The sequence below is a fragment of the Streptomyces inhibens genome, assembly GCF_003389455.1.
Classification (GTDB): domain Bacteria; phylum Actinomycetota; class Actinomycetes; order Streptomycetales; family Streptomycetaceae; genus Streptomyces; species Streptomyces inhibens.
This window is the reverse complement of the sequence record NZ_QUAC01000019.1, coordinates 41,087-57,777: the sequence shown is the minus strand read 5'-3', so window position 1 is coordinate 57,777 and position 16,691 is coordinate 41,087. Positions and strand designations below refer to the sequence as shown.

Here is a 16,691-nt window from a genome sequence, read left to right as displayed (position 1 = left end):
AAGCGGTGCACGCTCGGGGGCGCGGTGGACAGGGCGTGGTCGCTGCACGGTGGGTGGGCGCGGCGTGGTCGCTGCGCGGTGGATGGGGGTGGCGCCGGTCCGGGCCGGTGGGCGGATCGTCCGTCCCGGACCGGCGGCCTGTCACTCGTCGGTGGCGGCGCCCACGGCCCGGAGCCGGCGGCGGGCGAGAAGGACGGTCGTCAGGCTGAGGACCGCCAGGCCGGACAGGTACCAGGTGGGGGCCAGGTCGTTGCCCGTCGCATCGATCAGCCAGACGATGACCAGCGGGGTGGTTCCGCCGAAGAGCATCACGCCCAGGTTGTAGCTCAGGGCGACGCCGGTGGCCCGGCTCGTGACCGGGAAGAGTTCGGACATCAGGGCGGGCAGCGGCCCGAAGTAGCCGGCCTTGAGCAGCCCGACGAGGAACATCACGCCGAGGATCACGCCGAAGCCCGGGTGGGCGACGAGGTAGCCGAAGGCGGGGAGGAGCAGGAGGAGGATCAGCACCGCGAAGACGGACATGACCCGGATCCGGCCCACTCTGTCGGACAGGTAGCCGATCAGGGGCGTGACGACCGTCAGCACCGCACCGGTCACCATGGCCGCCGCGAAGCCCGTGGAGGCGGGGAGGTGGAGCTGTTTCACGGCGAAGTTGGGGATGTAGGCGATCAGGTAGGTGAGGGCCGTGGACACCGCGATCGCACCGATCGACAGCAGCACGCTGCTCTTGTGGTCCCGCAGCACTTCCCCCACCGGGCTCCGCTCGGGCTCCTGCCGCGCGGACCGGGCGAACTCCGGTGCATCGTCGAGGTAGCGCCGGATGTAGAAGCCGATCGGCCCGATCAGCAGGCCGAAGGCGAACGGGATCCGCCAGCCCCACGACTCCAGTTGGGCGTCCGACAGTGTGCTGGTCAGCAGCGTGCCGAAGCCGGCGGCGAGCAGGGTGGCGACGCCCTGGCTGGCGAACTGCCAGCTGGCCATGAAGCCGCGCATCCGGGGAGAGTGCTCGGCCAGGAGGGCGGTGGCGCTGCCGAACTCCCCGCCCGCGGAGAATCCCTGAAGCAGGCGGGAGAGGAGGATCGCGATCGGGGCGGCGATGCCTATCGTCGGGTACGTCGGCATGACGGCGATCAGGAACGTCCCGAGCATCATGATGCGGATGGACACCATCAGGGCTGCCTTGCGGCCCGCACGGTCCGCGTACCGGCCGAGGACGACCGCGCCGAGCGGACGGACCACGTAGGTCACACCGAATGTGCCGAACACGAGCAGCAGCGACACGGTGTCGTCCGCCGCGGGGAAGAACAGTTTGGCGATGGTCCCGGCGAAGAACGCGTAGACCATGATGTCGAACCACTCAAGAGCGTTCCCGATCGACGCCGCGACGATGACGCGGTGCGCCTTGGTGGTGGTGACGGCCGCCTCCGGCAGCGCGGTGTCGGGCCGGTCTCCTGCGATGGGTGTGTCCATGGGGTTCTCCGCGCTCAGAGGGGTCGGGTGGAGGGGTCGCCGAGGTCCCAGAAGAGACCGGCCATGATCTGCAGCGCCTCGCGCGCCACCGGCGCGAGGAGGTGTTCGTCCGGGGCGTGCTGGGCGCAGGCGGGGTAGGAGTGCGGCACCCAGATCGTGCAGAGTCCGAGTTCATCGGCGAATGCGTCGTTCGGGATGGACCCGCCCAGGTTGGGCATGATCGCGGGCGCGGCGCCGGTGGTCCGGGCGAGGGACTGCGCGGCCCAGCGCACCCAGGGGCCGTCGGGGTCGGAGCGGGTCGCGGACATCCGCCGGCCGGTTTCCACGTCGACCATGGGGAACCCGTGCGCGTCCAGGTGTGCGCGCAGGGCCTTGCCCACGCCCTCGGCGTCCGTGCCGACGACGGTGCGCAGCTGGCAATGCGCATGTGCGGTACCGGGGATGGCGTTGACCGGTGTGTCCGGGTTTCCGGCGCCCAGCGAGAGGACTTCCAGGGTGTTCCATCCGACCAGCCGCTCGGCCGGGGTGAGGCCGGGCTCGCCCCAGTCCTCGTCGATGACGGGGTCGTTCGGACCGCCGCCCACCGGAAGGTCGGCCAGGGCCTTTGTGACTGCCGGCGGGATCGACGGGGGGCGCAGCCCGGGTACGAGTATCTTGCCGCGGCCGTCGACGAGGGTGGCCAGCGCGCCGGCCAGGACGGTCGCGGGGTTGCGCAGCAGGCCGCCCCAGTTACCGGAGTGGTGGGCCCTGTCGCGCAGCGCAACGCGCAGGGTGAAGGCGACACTGCCGCGCGAGCCGAGGAACAGTGTCGGGCGTGGGGCGGAGATGCGGGGCCCGTCGGAGGCGATCAGCAGATCGGCGGCGAGTTCGTCGCGCAGCTGCGCACACAGGGCGCGCAGGCCGGGCGAGCCGGTCTCCTCGCCCGTCTCGACGATCACCTTCAGGTTGAAGCCGAAGCTGCCGCCCCGGGTGCGCAGTACCTGTTCGAGTGCCGCAAGATTGACGCTGTGCTGGCCCTTGTTGTCCGCGGTACCGCGTCCGTACCACCGGTCCCCCTCGACGACGAGGCGCCATGGTTCCAGGCCGGACCGCCACCGGTGCGCCTCGCCGGGCACCACGTCGGCGTGCCCGTAGGTGAGCACGGTGGGCAGCCCTTCACCTTCATGCCGGGTGGCGACGAGGAACGGGCCACCGCCGGCCACCGGGTTGTCGACGATCCGGGTGGTGCAGCCGATCCGGGCGGCCGCGGGAGCCATTTCCGTCGTCAGGTAGGACCGCAGCTGCCGCTGCCGTTCCACCGGGTTTCCGGACTGGCTCTCGGTGGGAATGGCGACCCGCCGTTCCAGATCCGTGAGAAATGCACCGGAATCGAAATATTCCAATGCCCGGTCGATTGCCTCAGAGCGCGGCACGAAAGTTCCTTTCTCCCAGAATCCCTGGAACATCAGGAACCGCAGGCTAGCCACAGCCCGAGGCGCGGCACAATTACCGTAAATGCAACGGAGCATTGCCGAACAGGCAAGGTTGCACCCGACGATGCGGGCGGTAGGGTCACGTGGTCTGCCGCACAGCGGCGCAGCAATGAGGTGGCAACGTGACATCGATGGAACCGGCGCCGGCACTGCGGTACTTCCTCGAAGTCGCGCGTACCGGATCGATCAACCAGGCTTCGGCGCACCTCCACGTGGCGGGCTCGGCCATCAGCCGGCAGATCGCGCGTCTGGAGCACGAGGTGGGGGTCCCGCTGTTCGAGCGGAGGCCGCGCGGCATGGTCCTCAGCGAGGCCGGCGAGATGCTGGCGGCCCATGCCAGACGCTCGCAGCTGGAGTCCGAACAGGTCCTCGCGGATCTTCGCGGGCTGGGGACGCTGCGGCACAGCACGGTCAGGATCGCCAGCTCGGAGGGCTTCGCCCGGGGCTTCCTGCCGGAGGCCGTCGTCGCCTTCCGGGAGACGCATCCAGGGGTGCGGTTCCATCTGCATGTGACGACCCCCGGGGACGCCACCCGGCGGGTACGGGACGGCGAAGCCGATCTGGCGGTCACCTACAGCCTGGCGCCCGAAGAGGGCATCAAGGTCGAATACGCGCTTCGGCAGCCCATTCTCGCGCTCGTTCCGACAGGCCATCCGCTCGCCGGACACACCGAGCTCTGGATTTCGGATCTGCTGCCGTATCCACTCGGACTTATGGAACAGACCACGACCATCCGGCAGCTTTTCGATATCTGCGCGAGCCTGGAAGATCTCACTTTCCAGCCGGTATTCGTGAGCAACGACAGCGGAGCGCTGCATGCCTTCGCCCGGCTGCGCGGCGGAATCATTCTGGCGGGCCAACTGGCAGTACGGGGAAGCGGTGTTGGCGAGGATGTCGTGGCGATCCCGGTACGAAATCCGGAGCTGGCGGAGCGCTCCGTCCAGATCCAGTCCATGGCCCGGCGGGTACTGCCCGTCGCCGTGCAGACATTCCTCACGCACCTGATGGAGCGCATGGACGGGGCGTGAGCACGGCGTACGACCGCATGATCGAGGTGCCACCTCGCAGGGGCCGTACGCCGGGCCCGCGCGCCCTTGGCGTCCGATCCGAGCGGACGCCGCGGTCAGAACGGCTTCGTGGGCAGGTACTTGCCGTCGAGGGTGATGACCGCGCGCTCGCCGCCCTCGGGGTCGGCGACCTTTTGCACATCCAGCTTGAAGTTGATCGCGCTGATGATGCCGTCGCCGAACTGCTCGTGGACCAGGGCCTTGAGGGTGGTGCCGTAGACCTGGAGCATCTCGTGGAAGCGGTAGATCGTCGGGTCGGTCGGGACGGCACCGGAGAGGGAACCGCGGGTCGGGATGGTCTGCAGGAGCATCGCCGCGTCGTCGTCGAGGCCCAGCAGTTCGGCGACGGCCTCGGCGGACGCCTGGGGAAGCGCGTGCTGGCCGAGCACGGCGGCGGTGACGAAGGCGACCGACAGACCGGCGGCATCGGCGATCTGCTGCCAGGTGAGGTCCTTGCGGGTCTTGGCCTCGACCGCGGCGATCGCGAGCTGCCGGCGGGCGGTGGGGTCGAACTGTGCGTGCACCATGAGGGGCTTCCTTATCGCTGAAGGGATGGTGGGGAATGCGGAGAGAGGTAAGGAGCGATCAGGCCGTGAGGGCGGCGAATCGGTCGCTGGTGGGATCGAGCGCTTCGACGGCGCCGGTGGCGATGTCGAAGCACCAGCCGTGCAGCGTGAGCGTGTGCTCGGCCAGGGCGCGGGCCACCGAGGGGTGGGTGGTGAGGTTGGCGAGCTGGGCGCGGACGTTGTCGCGCACCAGGGCGTCGACCGGGGCACCGGCCGAGGCGTCGGTTCGGCTCCCGCCCCGGCCGGTGCCGGCAGTGCGGGCCCGGGAGGCATCGGCGTGGCGTAGCCAGTCGGCGATCGCGGGCAGGTGGGTGAGGTCGTGGCGGTCGGCGAGGGCCGTCATGGCGCCGCAGGCGGAGTGCCCGCAGACGACGATCTCGGCGACGCCCAGGACGCTGACGGCGTACTCGATGCCGGCGGCCACACCGTCCGCGCCCGGGGTGTAGGCGGGGACGAGATTGCCGGCGGTACGGATGACGAACAGCTCACCCGCCTCGCGCTGCGTGATCATTTCGGGCACGACGCGAGCGTCGGAGCAGCTGATGAACAGCGCGGTCGGTGTGTGGGCGGTGGCGAGACGGGCGAAGCGCGCCGCCTGGGCGGGGAAGACGTCCTGCTGGAAGCGCCGGACTCCTTCGGCCAGGTGCTGCATGGTCACTCACTCCCTTCGATCGGGGCTCGGGGGGCCGGCGGGGGGCCGACGTCATCCACCATGCGTGACCTGCGCCTATAGTGTCCAAGTCGCAGAATCCATGACTGCGATTGGTCATATCTATAGCTGGATGGTCCGCAGAGGCCAGGGCCGTATCCGCAGATGAGGTGAGGTGTGATGGTGGAACTGCGTCATCTGCGCTACCTGCTCGCGGTTGCCGAGCATGCGAATTTCACCCGTGCCGCCGAAGCGCTGCACATCTCCCAGCCCACCCTGTCGCAGCAGGTCAAGCAGCTGGAGCGGTCACTGAAGGTGCAGCTGCTGGACCGCTCCGGCCGGAGTGTGCGCCTGACGGACGCGGGCGAGGCCTACGTCCACTACGCACGCCGCGCCCTGCAGGACCTCGCGGCCGCCGAGCGCGCGGTGCTCGATGTCCAGGACCTCTCGCGCGGCTCCCTGCGGCTGGCGATGACACCGACATTCACCGCCTACCTCGTCGGGCCCCTGGTGGAGGCCTTCCACCGACGGCATCCCGCCATCACTCTGGAGCTGCGGGAGATAACGCAGGACCACATCGAATCGGCCCTGCTCGCCGACGAGTTGGACCTCGGCATTGCCTTCGGCGGACCCCATCTGCCCGGCATCGCCGCGACCGCACTGTTCACCGAGACCCTCGGCCTCGTCGTCGGCACCGAGCACCCCCATGCCGGGCGCACTCAGGCGCTGCCGATCAGCGCCCTGAACGCTCTCCAACTCGCCCTGCTCAGCGCCGACTTCGTCACCCGGGGGCATATCGACGCCCACTTCGGCAGGCACCGGGTCGCCCCGCATATCGCGGTGGAGGCCAACTCCCTCAACGCCCTCACCGAAATCGTCCGGCGCACCCCACTCGCCACGGTGCTGCCCGACGCCATCACCCACGACCACCCCCACCTCCACCCCGTCCCCCTCGACCCGCCGCTGCCCTCCCGTACCGTCACCCTGCTCCGCCGCGAAACCGCCTACCGGAGCGCCGCCGCCCATGCCTTCACCCGCGTGGCCCGCGGCTGGGCGGCGGAACAGCCCGGAGAGACCTGAGCCGGGTGCCCCGCACGGTTTCGTGCGGGGCACCCGCAGACGGAACGGGGGCACATCAACCAGGCGCGCACCAGTCTCACCTGAAGAGCTGCGCGAACGCTGCGACACGGGTGACTCTCGCGGCGAACTGCCGGCTCCGTGCACCGGGAGGGGCATGGTGGTGAGCGATCCCCACGGACGGAGAACCCATGCCCCAGTCAGTCAAGGAACTCACGCCCCAGGACGGTCACGACCTCGCCGAACGCCTCGTTCGCCCGGTCGGCAACGTCCAGATGCGTGCCGCCGTGCGCCTGCTCGGCCGCCACCGCAACGGTTTCTGGCTTCATCTGTTCTGCGAGCAGAGCGCGGAGAACGAAAGCGTCGGGCTCGGCTCGCTTCTTGAATATCCGGACGGCCACCCCACGGTCGACTGGAACGCGGTGGGCCTGCGCCTGCTGGCCGGGCCCTGGAACGTGGGTTCACCCAGCGAGCTGGCGGTCCTGCGGGTCGCGGCCTCTCTGGTCGGCCACTGCGACGTCAGCCTGCGACAGGTGCTCCACCAGGTGGACGCCACCGACCTGCCGCTCATCACCCATGCGCTGCACGAGGCCGCAGCCGCCGCCTGAACGGGCGCACATCCCCGACCTGTGAGGTGGCGCCATGTCGACCAGCACCACGCTTTCCAGACGTCCTCGCCGACGGGAAGAGCCGTTGCAGCGGCTGCTGTTCGGCGGGGTGTACGGATCGGTGCTCGCCAGCGTGCTGGCCGCCGCGCTGGGCCATGACACCGGGACCTCGGATCCCGGATATGACGCGGTGTGGGTGTTACTGGCGGGGGCGGCGTCAGCCGCGGCGCACGGCTACGCACACTCCATCGCACACCGAACGGGCGACAAGGCGCCGGTCACCACCACGGCCGTACGGTCGATGCTGACCGAGTGGCCACTGGTGGCCGCGATGCTGCCGACGGTGGCCGCCCTGTTCGGCGCGTACGCGGGATGGTGGGGCGAGGAAGCCGCGATCGATGTCGCTCTGACCTTCAATACGGTGGCGCTGTTCGGCTGGGGGTGTGGGCGGCCCGGGTGGCGGGACGGGGCTGGGCGGCGGCCTGCCGGGTCGGTGGCGTGGACATGCTGCTCGGGCTGTGCATCGTGGTGGCGAATGTACTGAGCAAGTAGCTCGTACGTGCCGTCACCCCATGCCCGGTGACCGGTCAGAACTTGCTGATATGACGCGCCTCCTCGGCCGCTTTGACGACGGTCGACAGGTCGGCGCCGCTCGCGGCCGTGACGGCGGCGGCGACGGCTCCCTCGACCAACGGGGCGTCGGCCAGGACGGCTTGGATGCCGGGGTGGTCGTGCAGGACGAGGCGTGCGGTGAGGACCGAGCTTCCCAGGTCCGGCAGGACCACCACGCCGGCATCGCTGTCCGCCGTGCGCAGGGCGGCGAGAATGCGGGAGTAGCTCGTCCCGGTACGACCGTCGTCGGTGCCGCCGGCGGTGCCGACGACGACCCCTTCGCAGGCCATCTGCTCGACCAGGGACCGTACGCCGAGGGCGATCTCCGCACTGTGCGACACAAGTACGATGCCAACCAGCGGTGTCATGAACAAGGACCCTATGGTTCAGAACGTCGTTCATCAATACTGAACAGGGAGTTGTTGCATGGTCCAGGCGGTGCACAGGGCGATCCACGTTCTCCGGGAGCTCGCCACGGCGACGCCGCGATTGGGCGTGACGGAGCTGGCCGACCGTATCGGCGTGGCCAAGCCGACCGTGCACGCCCTCCTGCGCACCCTGGAAGCGGAGGGCATGGTCGTCCAGGACCGCGAGACGGGCAAGTACCAGCTGGGCCCCGGTCTGGTGACCCTGGGCAATGCCTACCTCGACTCGCACGAGTTGCGTACCCGCGCGGTGACGTGGGCCGATCTGCTCGCCTCCCAGGCCGGTGCCGCCGTGTGGGTCGGAGTTTTGACGGACCATCATGTTCTTGTGGTCCACCACGCTTTCCGGCCCGGCGGGTCGGTACAGGTGCTGGAGACGGGGGCCAGCCTGCCCTGGAACACCTGCGCCCTGGGGAAGGCGATCGCGGCATTTCTGCCCGCCGAACGGCGTACCGAACTCCTGGCGGGCGAGCTGCCCCGGGTCACCGGCGCCAGCATCGTCGACCCGGCACGGCTCACCACACAGCTGGACCGGGTGCGCGAGATCGGATACGCGCTGGACGACCAGGAGTTGACCCTGGGCGACGCCGGCATCGCAGCTCCCGTCTTCGATCGTACCGGTGAGGTCGTGGGCGGCCTTGGCCTGGTGGGCCCTGTCGAGCGCCTGCTGACCGAAAGTGCACGTCAGGAGTGTGCGATCGCGGTCCGCGAAGTCGCTCGCAGTCTGTCCCGGGACCTCGGGGCACCGCGCAACGCGGGTCTGCGCGCCTGCGGCTGATGCTTCGGTAAAGACCCCTCCATATTTCATGGAGACTTCATCAACTCGCTGCATGAAGGCGGCCATCGGGCCTCAGACGAGGTGCCCGTGGGACCACTGCGCCGGAAGCCCTTGACGGCGCCGGGGTCGCTGCGTTTTGCTTCCTTTGGCATTCGGCATTGCCGAACAGCTTTCGGGATAGCGTTAGTTAACCGACTCGCTGCTCAAGGCTGCGGGCACGGGGGAACGAAGGAGCGCCTGCCATGCGGAAGCCTGCGAAGACGATCGACAACTTATCCTCGTCCGCACCGCCGACACCGGAGTCCGCGATCCGCAACGCCAGAGGAGAACCGGTGGATGTTTCGCTCGCTCTCGACTGGATGCAGAACATCACCTCGGCCATGAGCCGGAACGAAGAGCACCTCACCCGACTCGATTCCGCCATCGGAGACGGCGATCACGGGGCGAACATGGCCCGGGGCTTCACCGCGGTGCGCGACCGGCTCGACGACCCGTCGAAGACCCCGGCCTCGGTCGGCGAGGTCCTGACGACCGCGGGAAACTCTCTCGTGTCGGTCGTCGGCGGTGCCTCCGGACCGCTGTTCGGCGGCGCATTCCGGGCCCTCGGCGAGTCCCTCGGCGCGTCCGCGGAGGTCGACGCCCCGCAGTTCGCCACGGCGCTCGCCGCGGCGCTGGCAAAGGTGCAGCAGCTGGGTGCGGCCGTCCCCGGCGACAAGACCATGATCGACGCCTACTCCCCCGCGGTCGACGCCTTCCGTGACGCGGCGCACTCCGGCGCCGACTTCTGTACGTCCGCACACTCCGCGGCCGATGCGGCCGAAGCCGGTATGCGAGCCACCGTCCCGCTCCAGGCCAGAAAGGGCCGGGCGTCGTACCTGGGGCTACGCAGCATCGGCCATCAGGACCCCGGTGCCACGTCGACCGCCTATGTGTTTCACGCGCTCGCCGAGGCGGCGGAGGGCCCCGGCCGACGCCAGTGACGCCGCGGCCGGCCACTCCGTAACTCTTCCCCCCAACGCTCCTTGGCGTCCACGGGCCGACGGTTCGCCCCGTCGTGCCGGCGTGGCGCTGTTCGCGCCCGGAGTCGCCGCGGAAGCGGCCCCCGGCGACGCGGCAGGTGACAGCCTGCCGCGGCCAGTCGGGCGGAGCCTCCCGCTGCCGCCGACTCCCCAGCTCCCGTACGACGCAAAGGCGCGCCCGCACCCCATCCCGAACGACGATTGGATCAACGTGACCGCCCATTCCATCGACCATGTCGAGTTCTTCGTGGGGGACGTCTATCAGGCCTCCCATTACTACTGCGGCACCTACGGCTTCCAGGTGGTGGCCGAGGCAGGCCCGCTCACCGGGCTGGCCGGCGCCCGCTCGCTGGTGCTGGCGCACGGCGGCGTCCGCCTGGTGCTGACCTCCGCCCTGCACGCCGACCATGCGGCATCGCGTTTTGTGCGCAGGCACGGCGACGGGGTGCGCGATGTGGCCCTGCGGTCGACCGATGCGGTCGGCGACTTCGAGCGGGCGGTGGCCGCCGGCGCCGACGCCGTCGCGGAACCGGAGACGTTCGAGGACGCCGATGGCCGGGTCACGCGGGCCACCATCGCGGCGACCAACGACCTGGTCCATACGTTCGTCCAGCGTGACGACCCGTCAGGTCCTTTCCTGCCCGGGCGATACCGCCCCATCGGGGACGGCGTCGCCTCGGGGCCCGCGCTGCTGCGGTCGGTCGATCACCTCGCGCTGTGCCTGCGCGCCGGTTCGCTGGACACCATGGTCGACTTCTACCAGCGGGCGCTGGGACTGCGGCACACCTACGACGAGTACATCGTGATCGGCGGCCAGGCGATGGCGTCGAAGGTCGTGCAGGACGAGACCCGGGGGATCACCTTCACGATGGTGGAGCCCGACCCGGTCGGCGACCGTGGTCAGCTCAACGATTTCCTCGACGGTTTCGACGGCCCCGGCGTCCAGCATGTGGCTTACGGCACGGACGACATCGTCCGGGCGGCCCGCGAACTCCGCGACTCCGGCGTGGAGTTGCTCTCCACGCCGGCTGGTTACTACTCCTCGCTGGCCGACCGCGGCATCGAGGTGGACATCGACCCGGCGGTGCTCCAGGAGCTGGGTCTGCTGGCCGACCGCGACGAATGGGGCCAGCTGGTGCAGGTGTTCACCCGCTCCCCCTACGCCCGCCGGACGGTGTTCTTCGAGCTGATCCAGCGGCTCGATGCCCGTACCTTCGGCAGCGGCAACATCAAGGCCCTCTACGAGGCCGTGGAGCGCGAGCGCGGCACCGATCCGAATGCGGCCGTACCCGTCGGCGCCGCGGCGAGGGCCGGCGCATGACCGCCCGGGCCGACCTTGCCGGCCGGTCCGACGCGACCGACGCCCCCGAGCGGGACGTGCTGCTGTCCCCGCAGGACTATGCGGCAGCGGCCCGGGCCAAGCTGGACCGGGCCGTGTGGGACTACATCGCCGGCGGCAGCGGCGACGAGGTGACCCTGCGCGGCGACCGCGCGGCATTCGACCGGTACCGGTTCCGCCCCCGGGTCCTGGTCGATGTGTCCCACTGCGAGGTGAGCACCACCCTGCTCGGCCGTCCGGTGGCCCTGCCCATCGGGATCGCGCCCATGGCGTACCACCGACTGGTCGATCCGGAGGGCGAGACCGCCACCGTCCGCGCGGCCGGTGAGGTGGGCGCGCTCACGATCGCCAGCACCTTCGCGAGCCGGACTCTGGAGGAGAGCGCGCGAGCCGCGACCGGACCGCTGTGGCTGCAGCTCTACGTGCTGCGCGAGCGGAAGGTCACCGAGTCGCTCGTGCGCCGGGCCGAGGCCGCCGGCTACCGGGCTCTGGTGATCACGGTCGACACCCCCCGGATGGCGCGCCGGGAGCGCGATCTGCGCAACGGCTTCAGCCTGCCGTCGCACATCCGGCCGGCCAATCTCGACGACGGCCACAAGGCCGGGCTGCACAGCGGTCGCGCCGGCGGCTCCACACTGGCCGACCACGCGGCCCGGCACCACGACGCCGCCTTCACCTGGGAGGACCTGGCCTGGTTGCGCTCGCTGACCAGCCTGCCGCTGGTGCTGAAGGGCGTACTCACCGCGGAGGACGCCCGGCAGGCGGCCGGCCTCGGGGTGGAGGGTCTGATCGTGTCCACGCACGGCGGCCGCCAACTCGACGGCGCAGTGGCGGCGCTGGACGCACTGCCCGAGGTCGTCGCGGCCGTGCCGAGCGAGTGCGAGGTCCTCGTCGACGGCGGGATCCGCCGCGGTACGGACGTGCTCAAGGCGCTGGCGCTGGGTGCCCGGGCGGTGCTGGTCGGCCGCCCGGTCCTGTGGGGCCTGGCCGTCGACGGTGCCGCCGGCGTCGAACGGGTCCTTTCCACCCTCCGGGCGGAACTGGAGGAGGCGATGGCACTGACCGGCCGGCCCCGCCTCGACGCCCTCACCCCCGATCTGCTCCATCACTCCCCCGGCCTTGCACACCCCCTCACTACGAACGACAGGGACATGGCATGACGAACAATGACGCGCGCTTCACGCTGACCGCTGCCGAGCAGGACCTCTTGCCCTCGGACGACGAGGTGCAGTTCTATCAGGAGCACGGCTGGTATCTGTCGAAGAAGCTGCTCACCGATGAGGAGGTCGATCTGCTGAACTCCGCCAGTGACCGCTTCTACGCCGGCCACCGGGACCGCACCCTGCCGACGCGGCCGCCGCGCCTGGCGTACTGGGAGCCCTCGCAGGGTGATGTGCACCGGCACAACGACTACATCTTCTACGAGGACGACACCATCCGCAGCATCCTGTCCAAGCCGATCATCGCGGCGGTCGCGGCGCGCATAGCGGAGACCAGCCAGATACGGCTGTGGAACAGCACGCTGATCCACAAGCCGCCGCGTGCGGACGACTCCCGCAACATCGTGCCCTGGCACTTCGACCGCCACTACTGGCAGACCTGCTCCTCCGACGAGATGCTCACCGCCTTCATCCCCTTCCACGACTGTGACGAGGAGATGGGGACGATCACGATGGTCGACGGCAGTCACCGCTGGAAGGAGATCGGCGGGGACGACTCCACCAGCCGGCACTTCGCCGACCGCGACCGGTCGGAGCTGGAGGACATGCTCGCGGAGAACGCCGCCTACAACCAGGCTGAGGTACAAAAGGTCCCCGTGAACATCCCCAAGGGACACATCAGCTTCCACCACTGCCGCACCTATCACGGCAGCGGATACAACGTCAGCGACCGCCCCCGCCGCGCGATTTCCCTGCATCTGCAGGACCGGACCAACCAGTGGCGGCCCTTCGGTCTGTCCAACGGCGAGCGCGTCGTCTACAACAACGACGTACTCGTCCGCGCGGACGCCCAGGGCCACCCCGACTACACCGACCCGGCCTTCTGCCCCGTCCTGTGGGAGGACGCCCGGTGAGTGACGGCTCCCCCACCACCGTGCTGTCGGCCCAAGGGCTGCACGGCTCGCTCGGCGATCCGCTCATGGAGGTGATGAACTTCCTCAACGAGGTCACCTCCCGTTACCCCCAGGCGATCTCCTTCGGTCCGGGCCGCCCGTACGAAGGGCTCTTCGAGGTCGAGCGGATCGGCTCCTACCTCGACGCCTACAAGCGGTATCTCTCCGAGGAGCAGGGCCGGACCCCGGACGAGGTCCGCACGCTGCTCTTCCAGTACGGGCGCACCAACGGCCAGATCCATGAACTGGTGGCCCGCGCCCTGCGCAACGACGAGGGCATCGAAGCGGCCCCGGAGTCCCTGGTGGTCACCGTGGGCTGCCAGGAGGGCATGTTCATCGTCCTCCGTGCCCTGTTCGCCGACCCCTCGGACGTCCTGCTGGTCTCCTCTCCCTGCTACGTCGGCATCACGGGAGCGGCCCGGCTGCTGGACATCGAGACCGCGCATGTACCGGACGGTGAGAACGGCGCCGACCCGGAAGTACTGCGGCGGACGGTCGCCGACCTGCGGGCGGCCGGGAAGCGGCCGCGGGCGTTCTATGTCGTGCCGGACTTCTCCAACCCCACCGGCACCTGTCTGCCCCTCACCACGCGCCAACAACTGCTCGAACTGGCCGAGGAGGAGGACCTGCTCCTCCTGGAGGACAATCCGTACGGGTTCTTCACCCGCACCGGCACCGGGCTGCCCACGCTCAAGGCGCTGGACACCCGGCAGCGAGTGATCTATCTCGGCTCCTTCGCCAAGACCTGCTTCCCTGGCGCCCGGGTCGGTTATGTCGTCGCCGACCAGCTCGTCCAGGCAGCGGACGGCAGCCGCACCCTGCTGGCGGACGAACTGTCCAAGATCAAGGGCATGGTGACGGTGAACACCCCGGCGCTCAGCCAGGCGGTGATCGGGGGCATGCTGCTCACCCACGACTTCCGTCTGCGGGAGGCCAACAAACCGGCCGCCGACTTCTACCAGGAGAATCTGGCGGTCCTGCTCGACTCCCTCGAACGGCTGCTGCCTCCGGAGCGGCGCGAGGCGGCCGGGATCCACTGGAATTCGCCCGAGGGCGGGTTCTTCCTCACCCTGACCCTCCCCGTCCCGGCGGACAATGCGCTGCTGGAGGAGTCCGCCCGCGAGCACGGAGTGATCTGGACCCCGATGAGCTACTTCTATCCGGACGGCGGTGGCGGCCGGTACCAGATGCGGCTCTCCCTGAGCTATTTGACGCCGGACCAAGTCGCCGAGGGCGCCCGCCGGTTGGTCGGTCTGCTGGAACGGAGCTGTGTATGAACGCCGTCCTGTACGTCGTGACGGTGCTGATCTGGGGCTCCACCTGGCTGGCCATCAAGGGCCAGCTGGGGGATGTGCACCCCACGGTGTCGATCGCGTACCGCTTCGCCCTGGCGGCGCTGATCCTGCTGGCGTGGGCTCGGCTGCGCGGTCTGCCGCTGCGCTATCCGCTGCGTGTGCACGGTCAGTTCGCGCTCATGGGCGGGCTGATGTTCTCCACCAACTTCGTCTGTTTCTACTTTGCCGAACAGCATCTGACCACCGGCCTTGTCTCGATCATCTTCGCGATGTCGCTGGTGGTGAACATGGTCTTCGCGCGGCTCTTCTTCCGCCGCTCGATCACCACGAAGATGCTCATCGGCGGCGGGGTCGGGCTGCTGGGCATCGTCACGGTGTTCTGGCCGGAGTTCCAGCACTTCGGCCTCAGCTCCGGATCGGGCCAGGGCATCGTGCTCTCGGCCATCGGCACCCTGGTCTTCTGCCTGGGCAATGTGGTCTCCGGCAAGACCCAGGCCGCGGGTATTCCGGTGGTCCAGGGAACCGGGTATGCGATGGCTTACGGGGCGCTGCTGCTGGTGCCGTTCGCCGCGATCTTCGGTGACGGAGCGCTGTTCGATCCCACGCTCAAGTACGCCGGCTCGCTCGTCTACCTCGCCGTCTTCGGCTCGGTGATCGGCTTCGGCGCCTATCTCACCCTGCTCGGCCGGATCGGGGGCGAGCGCGCCGCGTATGCGATGGTGCTCTTCCCGATCGTGGCGCTTCTGCTGTCCACGGTGTTCGAGAAATTCCACTGGACGGCGCGGGACCTGGCGGGCGTGGTGCTGATCCTGATCGGCAACGCCGTGATGCTGATGAATCCGGCGCTGCTACGGCGTCTGACCCGCAAGGAAATCCCCGCGGAGCCGGCGGCACAGGCCCCGGCCGACGGGTAGCGCCGTCCCGAGGACCGTCCGGGCCCGCCCAGCACTCCGTCCGGGCCCGGACGGCTCGCCGCCCATCTCACCACGGTCGAGGAGCGACACCTTGCATTCCGCTGCAGTCGTCGGCACCGGTCTCATCGGTACATCGATCGCCCTGGCACTGACCGCCCGGGGAGTGACCACCCACTTGATCGACCGCGACCGCGAGAGCCTGCGCATCGCCGCCGCGCGGGGCGCGGGGACGCCCGAACCACCGTCGGCCCCGGTGGACATCGCGGTGATCGCGGTCCCTCCTTCGGACATCGCCAGAACCATCGCGGACCATCAGAAGGCCGAACTGGCCAAGGTGTACACGGACGTGGCGAGCGTCAAGGCGCTTCCGCACGCCGAATGCCTGGCCCTCGGATGCGACACCACCGTCCTGGTGGGAGGGCATCCGCTGGCCGGGCGGGAACGCTCCGGACCGCTGTCGGCCCGCGCCGATCTCTTTCAGGACCGTCACTGGGTGCTCACGCCCACACCCGAAACCAGCGAGAGCGCACTCAACCGTGCGTTGGAGCTGGTGTCGCTGTGCAACGCCGTACCGGTGCTGCTGGACCCGCCGGACCACGACCGGGCCGTGGCGCTGATCTCCCATCTGCCGCACGTGATGGCGAGTCTGACCGCCGCCCGGCTGCTGGAGGGCGAGGACTACGCGGTACGGCTGGCCGGCCGCGGCATGCGGGACGTCACCCGGGTCGCGGCCGGCGATGCCGCGCTGTGGGCGGACATCCTCGCCGCCAATGCCGCGGCCGTCGGCCCGCTGCTCACCGAACTCACCGCGGATCTGCAGCGAACCGCCGAGGCGCTGGGCCGGCTGACGCAGGACTCACCGGAACAGCACGGCGCTGCCCTGGCCGACCTCACCGAGATACTGCGTCGCGGCAACGAGGGCCGGGGGCGCATCGCCACCCCGTACGGCAGCCCGGGGGCACATCCCCCCGCCGCACTCTCGGTCGCCCTCGGTGACGACCGCAGCCGGCAGCTGGAGCGGCTGCTCGACGACGTGGGCGACGCGCGGGTGGACCTGGAGGGCATGGTCCTTCCGCCTGTGCCGAACGGGGCGGACGCGTCGGATGTGCGGGATGCGCCGGAGGCGCGGCGTGCGTCGCACAGGGTGCCGCCGCCACACGGTTCGGTCGAGCTGCTGGTCGCCCCCGACGTTGCGCGCCCCCTCACCGACGCGTTGCGCGACCGCGGCTGGGCGGTCCGTTAGCGTCCCGCTCCTACGCGTACTTCCGCCGGGCCATGGTCCGTAAG

At 69.8% G+C, this 16,691-nt stretch carries 17 protein-coding genes; 12 read left to right on the top strand and 5 right to left on the bottom strand.

All coding sequences use genetic code 11. The annotated features are described in order from the left end of the window. Window positions 1–141: 141 nt before the first annotated feature. Together DY245_RS03420 and DY245_RS03415 are read right to left on the bottom strand one after the other, a co-directional pair. Complete coding sequence (locus tag DY245_RS03420; RefSeq protein WP_128503315.1) at window positions 142–1,470, bottom strand: MFS transporter; 1,329 nt, start codon at window positions 1,468–1,470, stop codon at window positions 142–144. 14 nt (window positions 1,471–1,484) lie between these two features. Further along, window positions 1,485–2,882, bottom strand: coding sequence for a M20 family metallopeptidase (locus DY245_RS03415; RefSeq protein WP_128503313.1), 1,398 nt, complete (start codon window positions 2,880–2,882; stop codon window positions 1,485–1,487). A gap of 191 nt (window positions 2,883–3,073) precedes the next feature. On the opposite strand from DY245_RS03415, the gene DY245_RS03410 reads away from it, so the two are divergent. Then, window positions 3,074–3,970: a LysR family transcriptional regulator gene (locus tag DY245_RS03410; protein WP_128503351.1), complete on the top strand. Its 897-nt coding sequence runs from the start codon at window positions 3,074–3,076 to the stop codon at window positions 3,968–3,970. A gap of 95 nt (window positions 3,971–4,065) precedes the next feature. Here DY245_RS03410 and cynS read toward each other — a convergent pair whose 3' ends face one another. After that, entirely contained in the window at window positions 4,066–4,536 is a 471-nt protein-coding gene (gene cynS, locus DY245_RS03405) for a cyanase (protein ID WP_128503311.1), read from the bottom strand. Window positions 4,537–4,594: 58 nt separating this feature from the next. Next, on the bottom strand, window positions 4,595–5,227 hold the full coding sequence (locus tag DY245_RS03400; RefSeq protein WP_128503308.1) for a carbonic anhydrase: 633 nt from the start codon (window positions 5,225–5,227) through the stop codon (window positions 4,595–4,597). Window positions 5,228–5,401: 174 nt separating this feature from the next. Between DY245_RS03400 and cynR the strand changes: the two genes are divergently transcribed. The 3 genes from cynR (at window position 5,402) to DY245_RS03385 (ending at window position 7,453) form a co-directional block, all read left to right on the top strand. Further along, window positions 5,402–6,304 (top strand): transcriptional regulator CynR, encoded by a 903-nt coding sequence (gene cynR, locus DY245_RS03395; protein WP_128503306.1) that lies wholly within the window; start codon window positions 5,402–5,404, stop codon window positions 6,302–6,304. Between the two features lie 188 nt (window positions 6,305–6,492). Continuing rightward, window positions 6,493–6,909 (top strand): hypothetical protein, encoded by a 417-nt coding sequence (locus DY245_RS03390; protein ID WP_128503304.1) that lies wholly within the window; start codon window positions 6,493–6,495, stop codon window positions 6,907–6,909. A 34-nt stretch (window positions 6,910–6,943) separates the two neighbouring features. Next, entirely contained in the window at window positions 6,944–7,453 is a 510-nt protein-coding gene (locus DY245_RS03385; protein WP_244942802.1) for a hypothetical protein, read from the top strand. 43 nt (window positions 7,454–7,496) lie between these two features. Here the strand turns inward: DY245_RS03385 and dhaM are convergent, their stop codons facing one another. Then, entirely contained in the window at window positions 7,497–7,889 is a 393-nt protein-coding gene (dhaM, locus tag DY245_RS03380) for a dihydroxyacetone kinase phosphoryl donor subunit DhaM (protein ID WP_128503302.1), read from the bottom strand. Between the two features lie 58 nt (window positions 7,890–7,947). Between dhaM and DY245_RS03375 the strand changes: the two genes are divergently transcribed. The 8 genes from DY245_RS03375 (at window position 7,948) to DY245_RS03340 (ending at window position 16,647) form a co-directional block, all read left to right on the top strand. Next, entirely contained in the window at window positions 7,948–8,724 is a 777-nt protein-coding gene (locus DY245_RS03375) for an IclR family transcriptional regulator (RefSeq protein ID WP_128503300.1), read from the top strand. A 359-nt stretch (window positions 8,725–9,083) separates the two neighbouring features. Further along, complete coding sequence (dhaL, locus tag DY245_RS03370; RefSeq protein ID WP_220377850.1) at window positions 9,084–9,704, top strand: dihydroxyacetone kinase subunit DhaL; 621 nt, start codon at window positions 9,084–9,086, stop codon at window positions 9,702–9,704. Between the two features lie 250 nt (window positions 9,705–9,954). Continuing rightward, a complete protein-coding gene (hppD, locus tag DY245_RS03365; RefSeq protein WP_128503295.1) occupies window positions 9,955–11,064 on the top strand; it encodes a 4-hydroxyphenylpyruvate dioxygenase in 1,110 nt (369 codons plus the stop codon). Beyond that, on the top strand, window positions 11,061–12,242 hold the full coding sequence (locus DY245_RS03360) for an alpha-hydroxy acid oxidase (protein WP_128503293.1): 1,182 nt from the start codon (window positions 11,061–11,063) through the stop codon (window positions 12,240–12,242). The genes hppD and DY245_RS03360 overlap by 4 nt, the downstream gene beginning before the upstream one ends. After that, the gene (locus DY245_RS03355; RefSeq protein ID WP_128503291.1) at window positions 12,239–13,156 is read left to right on the top strand and encodes a phytanoyl-CoA dioxygenase family protein; all 918 of its coding nucleotides are present in this window, start codon (window positions 12,239–12,241) and stop codon (window positions 13,154–13,156) included. Before DY245_RS03360 ends, DY245_RS03355 begins: the two co-directional genes overlap by 4 nt. 65 nt (window positions 13,157–13,221) lie before the next feature. Next, window positions 13,222–14,472, top strand: a complete 1,251-nt coding sequence (locus DY245_RS03350; protein WP_128503349.1) for an aminotransferase-like domain-containing protein — start codon at window positions 13,222–13,224, stop codon at window positions 14,470–14,472. After that, the gene (locus DY245_RS03345; RefSeq protein ID WP_128503288.1) at window positions 14,469–15,404 is read left to right on the top strand and encodes a DMT family transporter; all 936 of its coding nucleotides are present in this window, start codon (window positions 14,469–14,471) and stop codon (window positions 15,402–15,404) included. Before DY245_RS03350 ends, DY245_RS03345 begins: the two co-directional genes overlap by 4 nt. 91 nt (window positions 15,405–15,495) lie before the next feature. Further along, on the top strand, window positions 15,496–16,647 hold the full coding sequence (locus DY245_RS03340) for a prephenate dehydrogenase (RefSeq protein WP_128503286.1): 1,152 nt from the start codon (window positions 15,496–15,498) through the stop codon (window positions 16,645–16,647). Window positions 16,648–16,691: the final 44 nt, after the last annotated feature.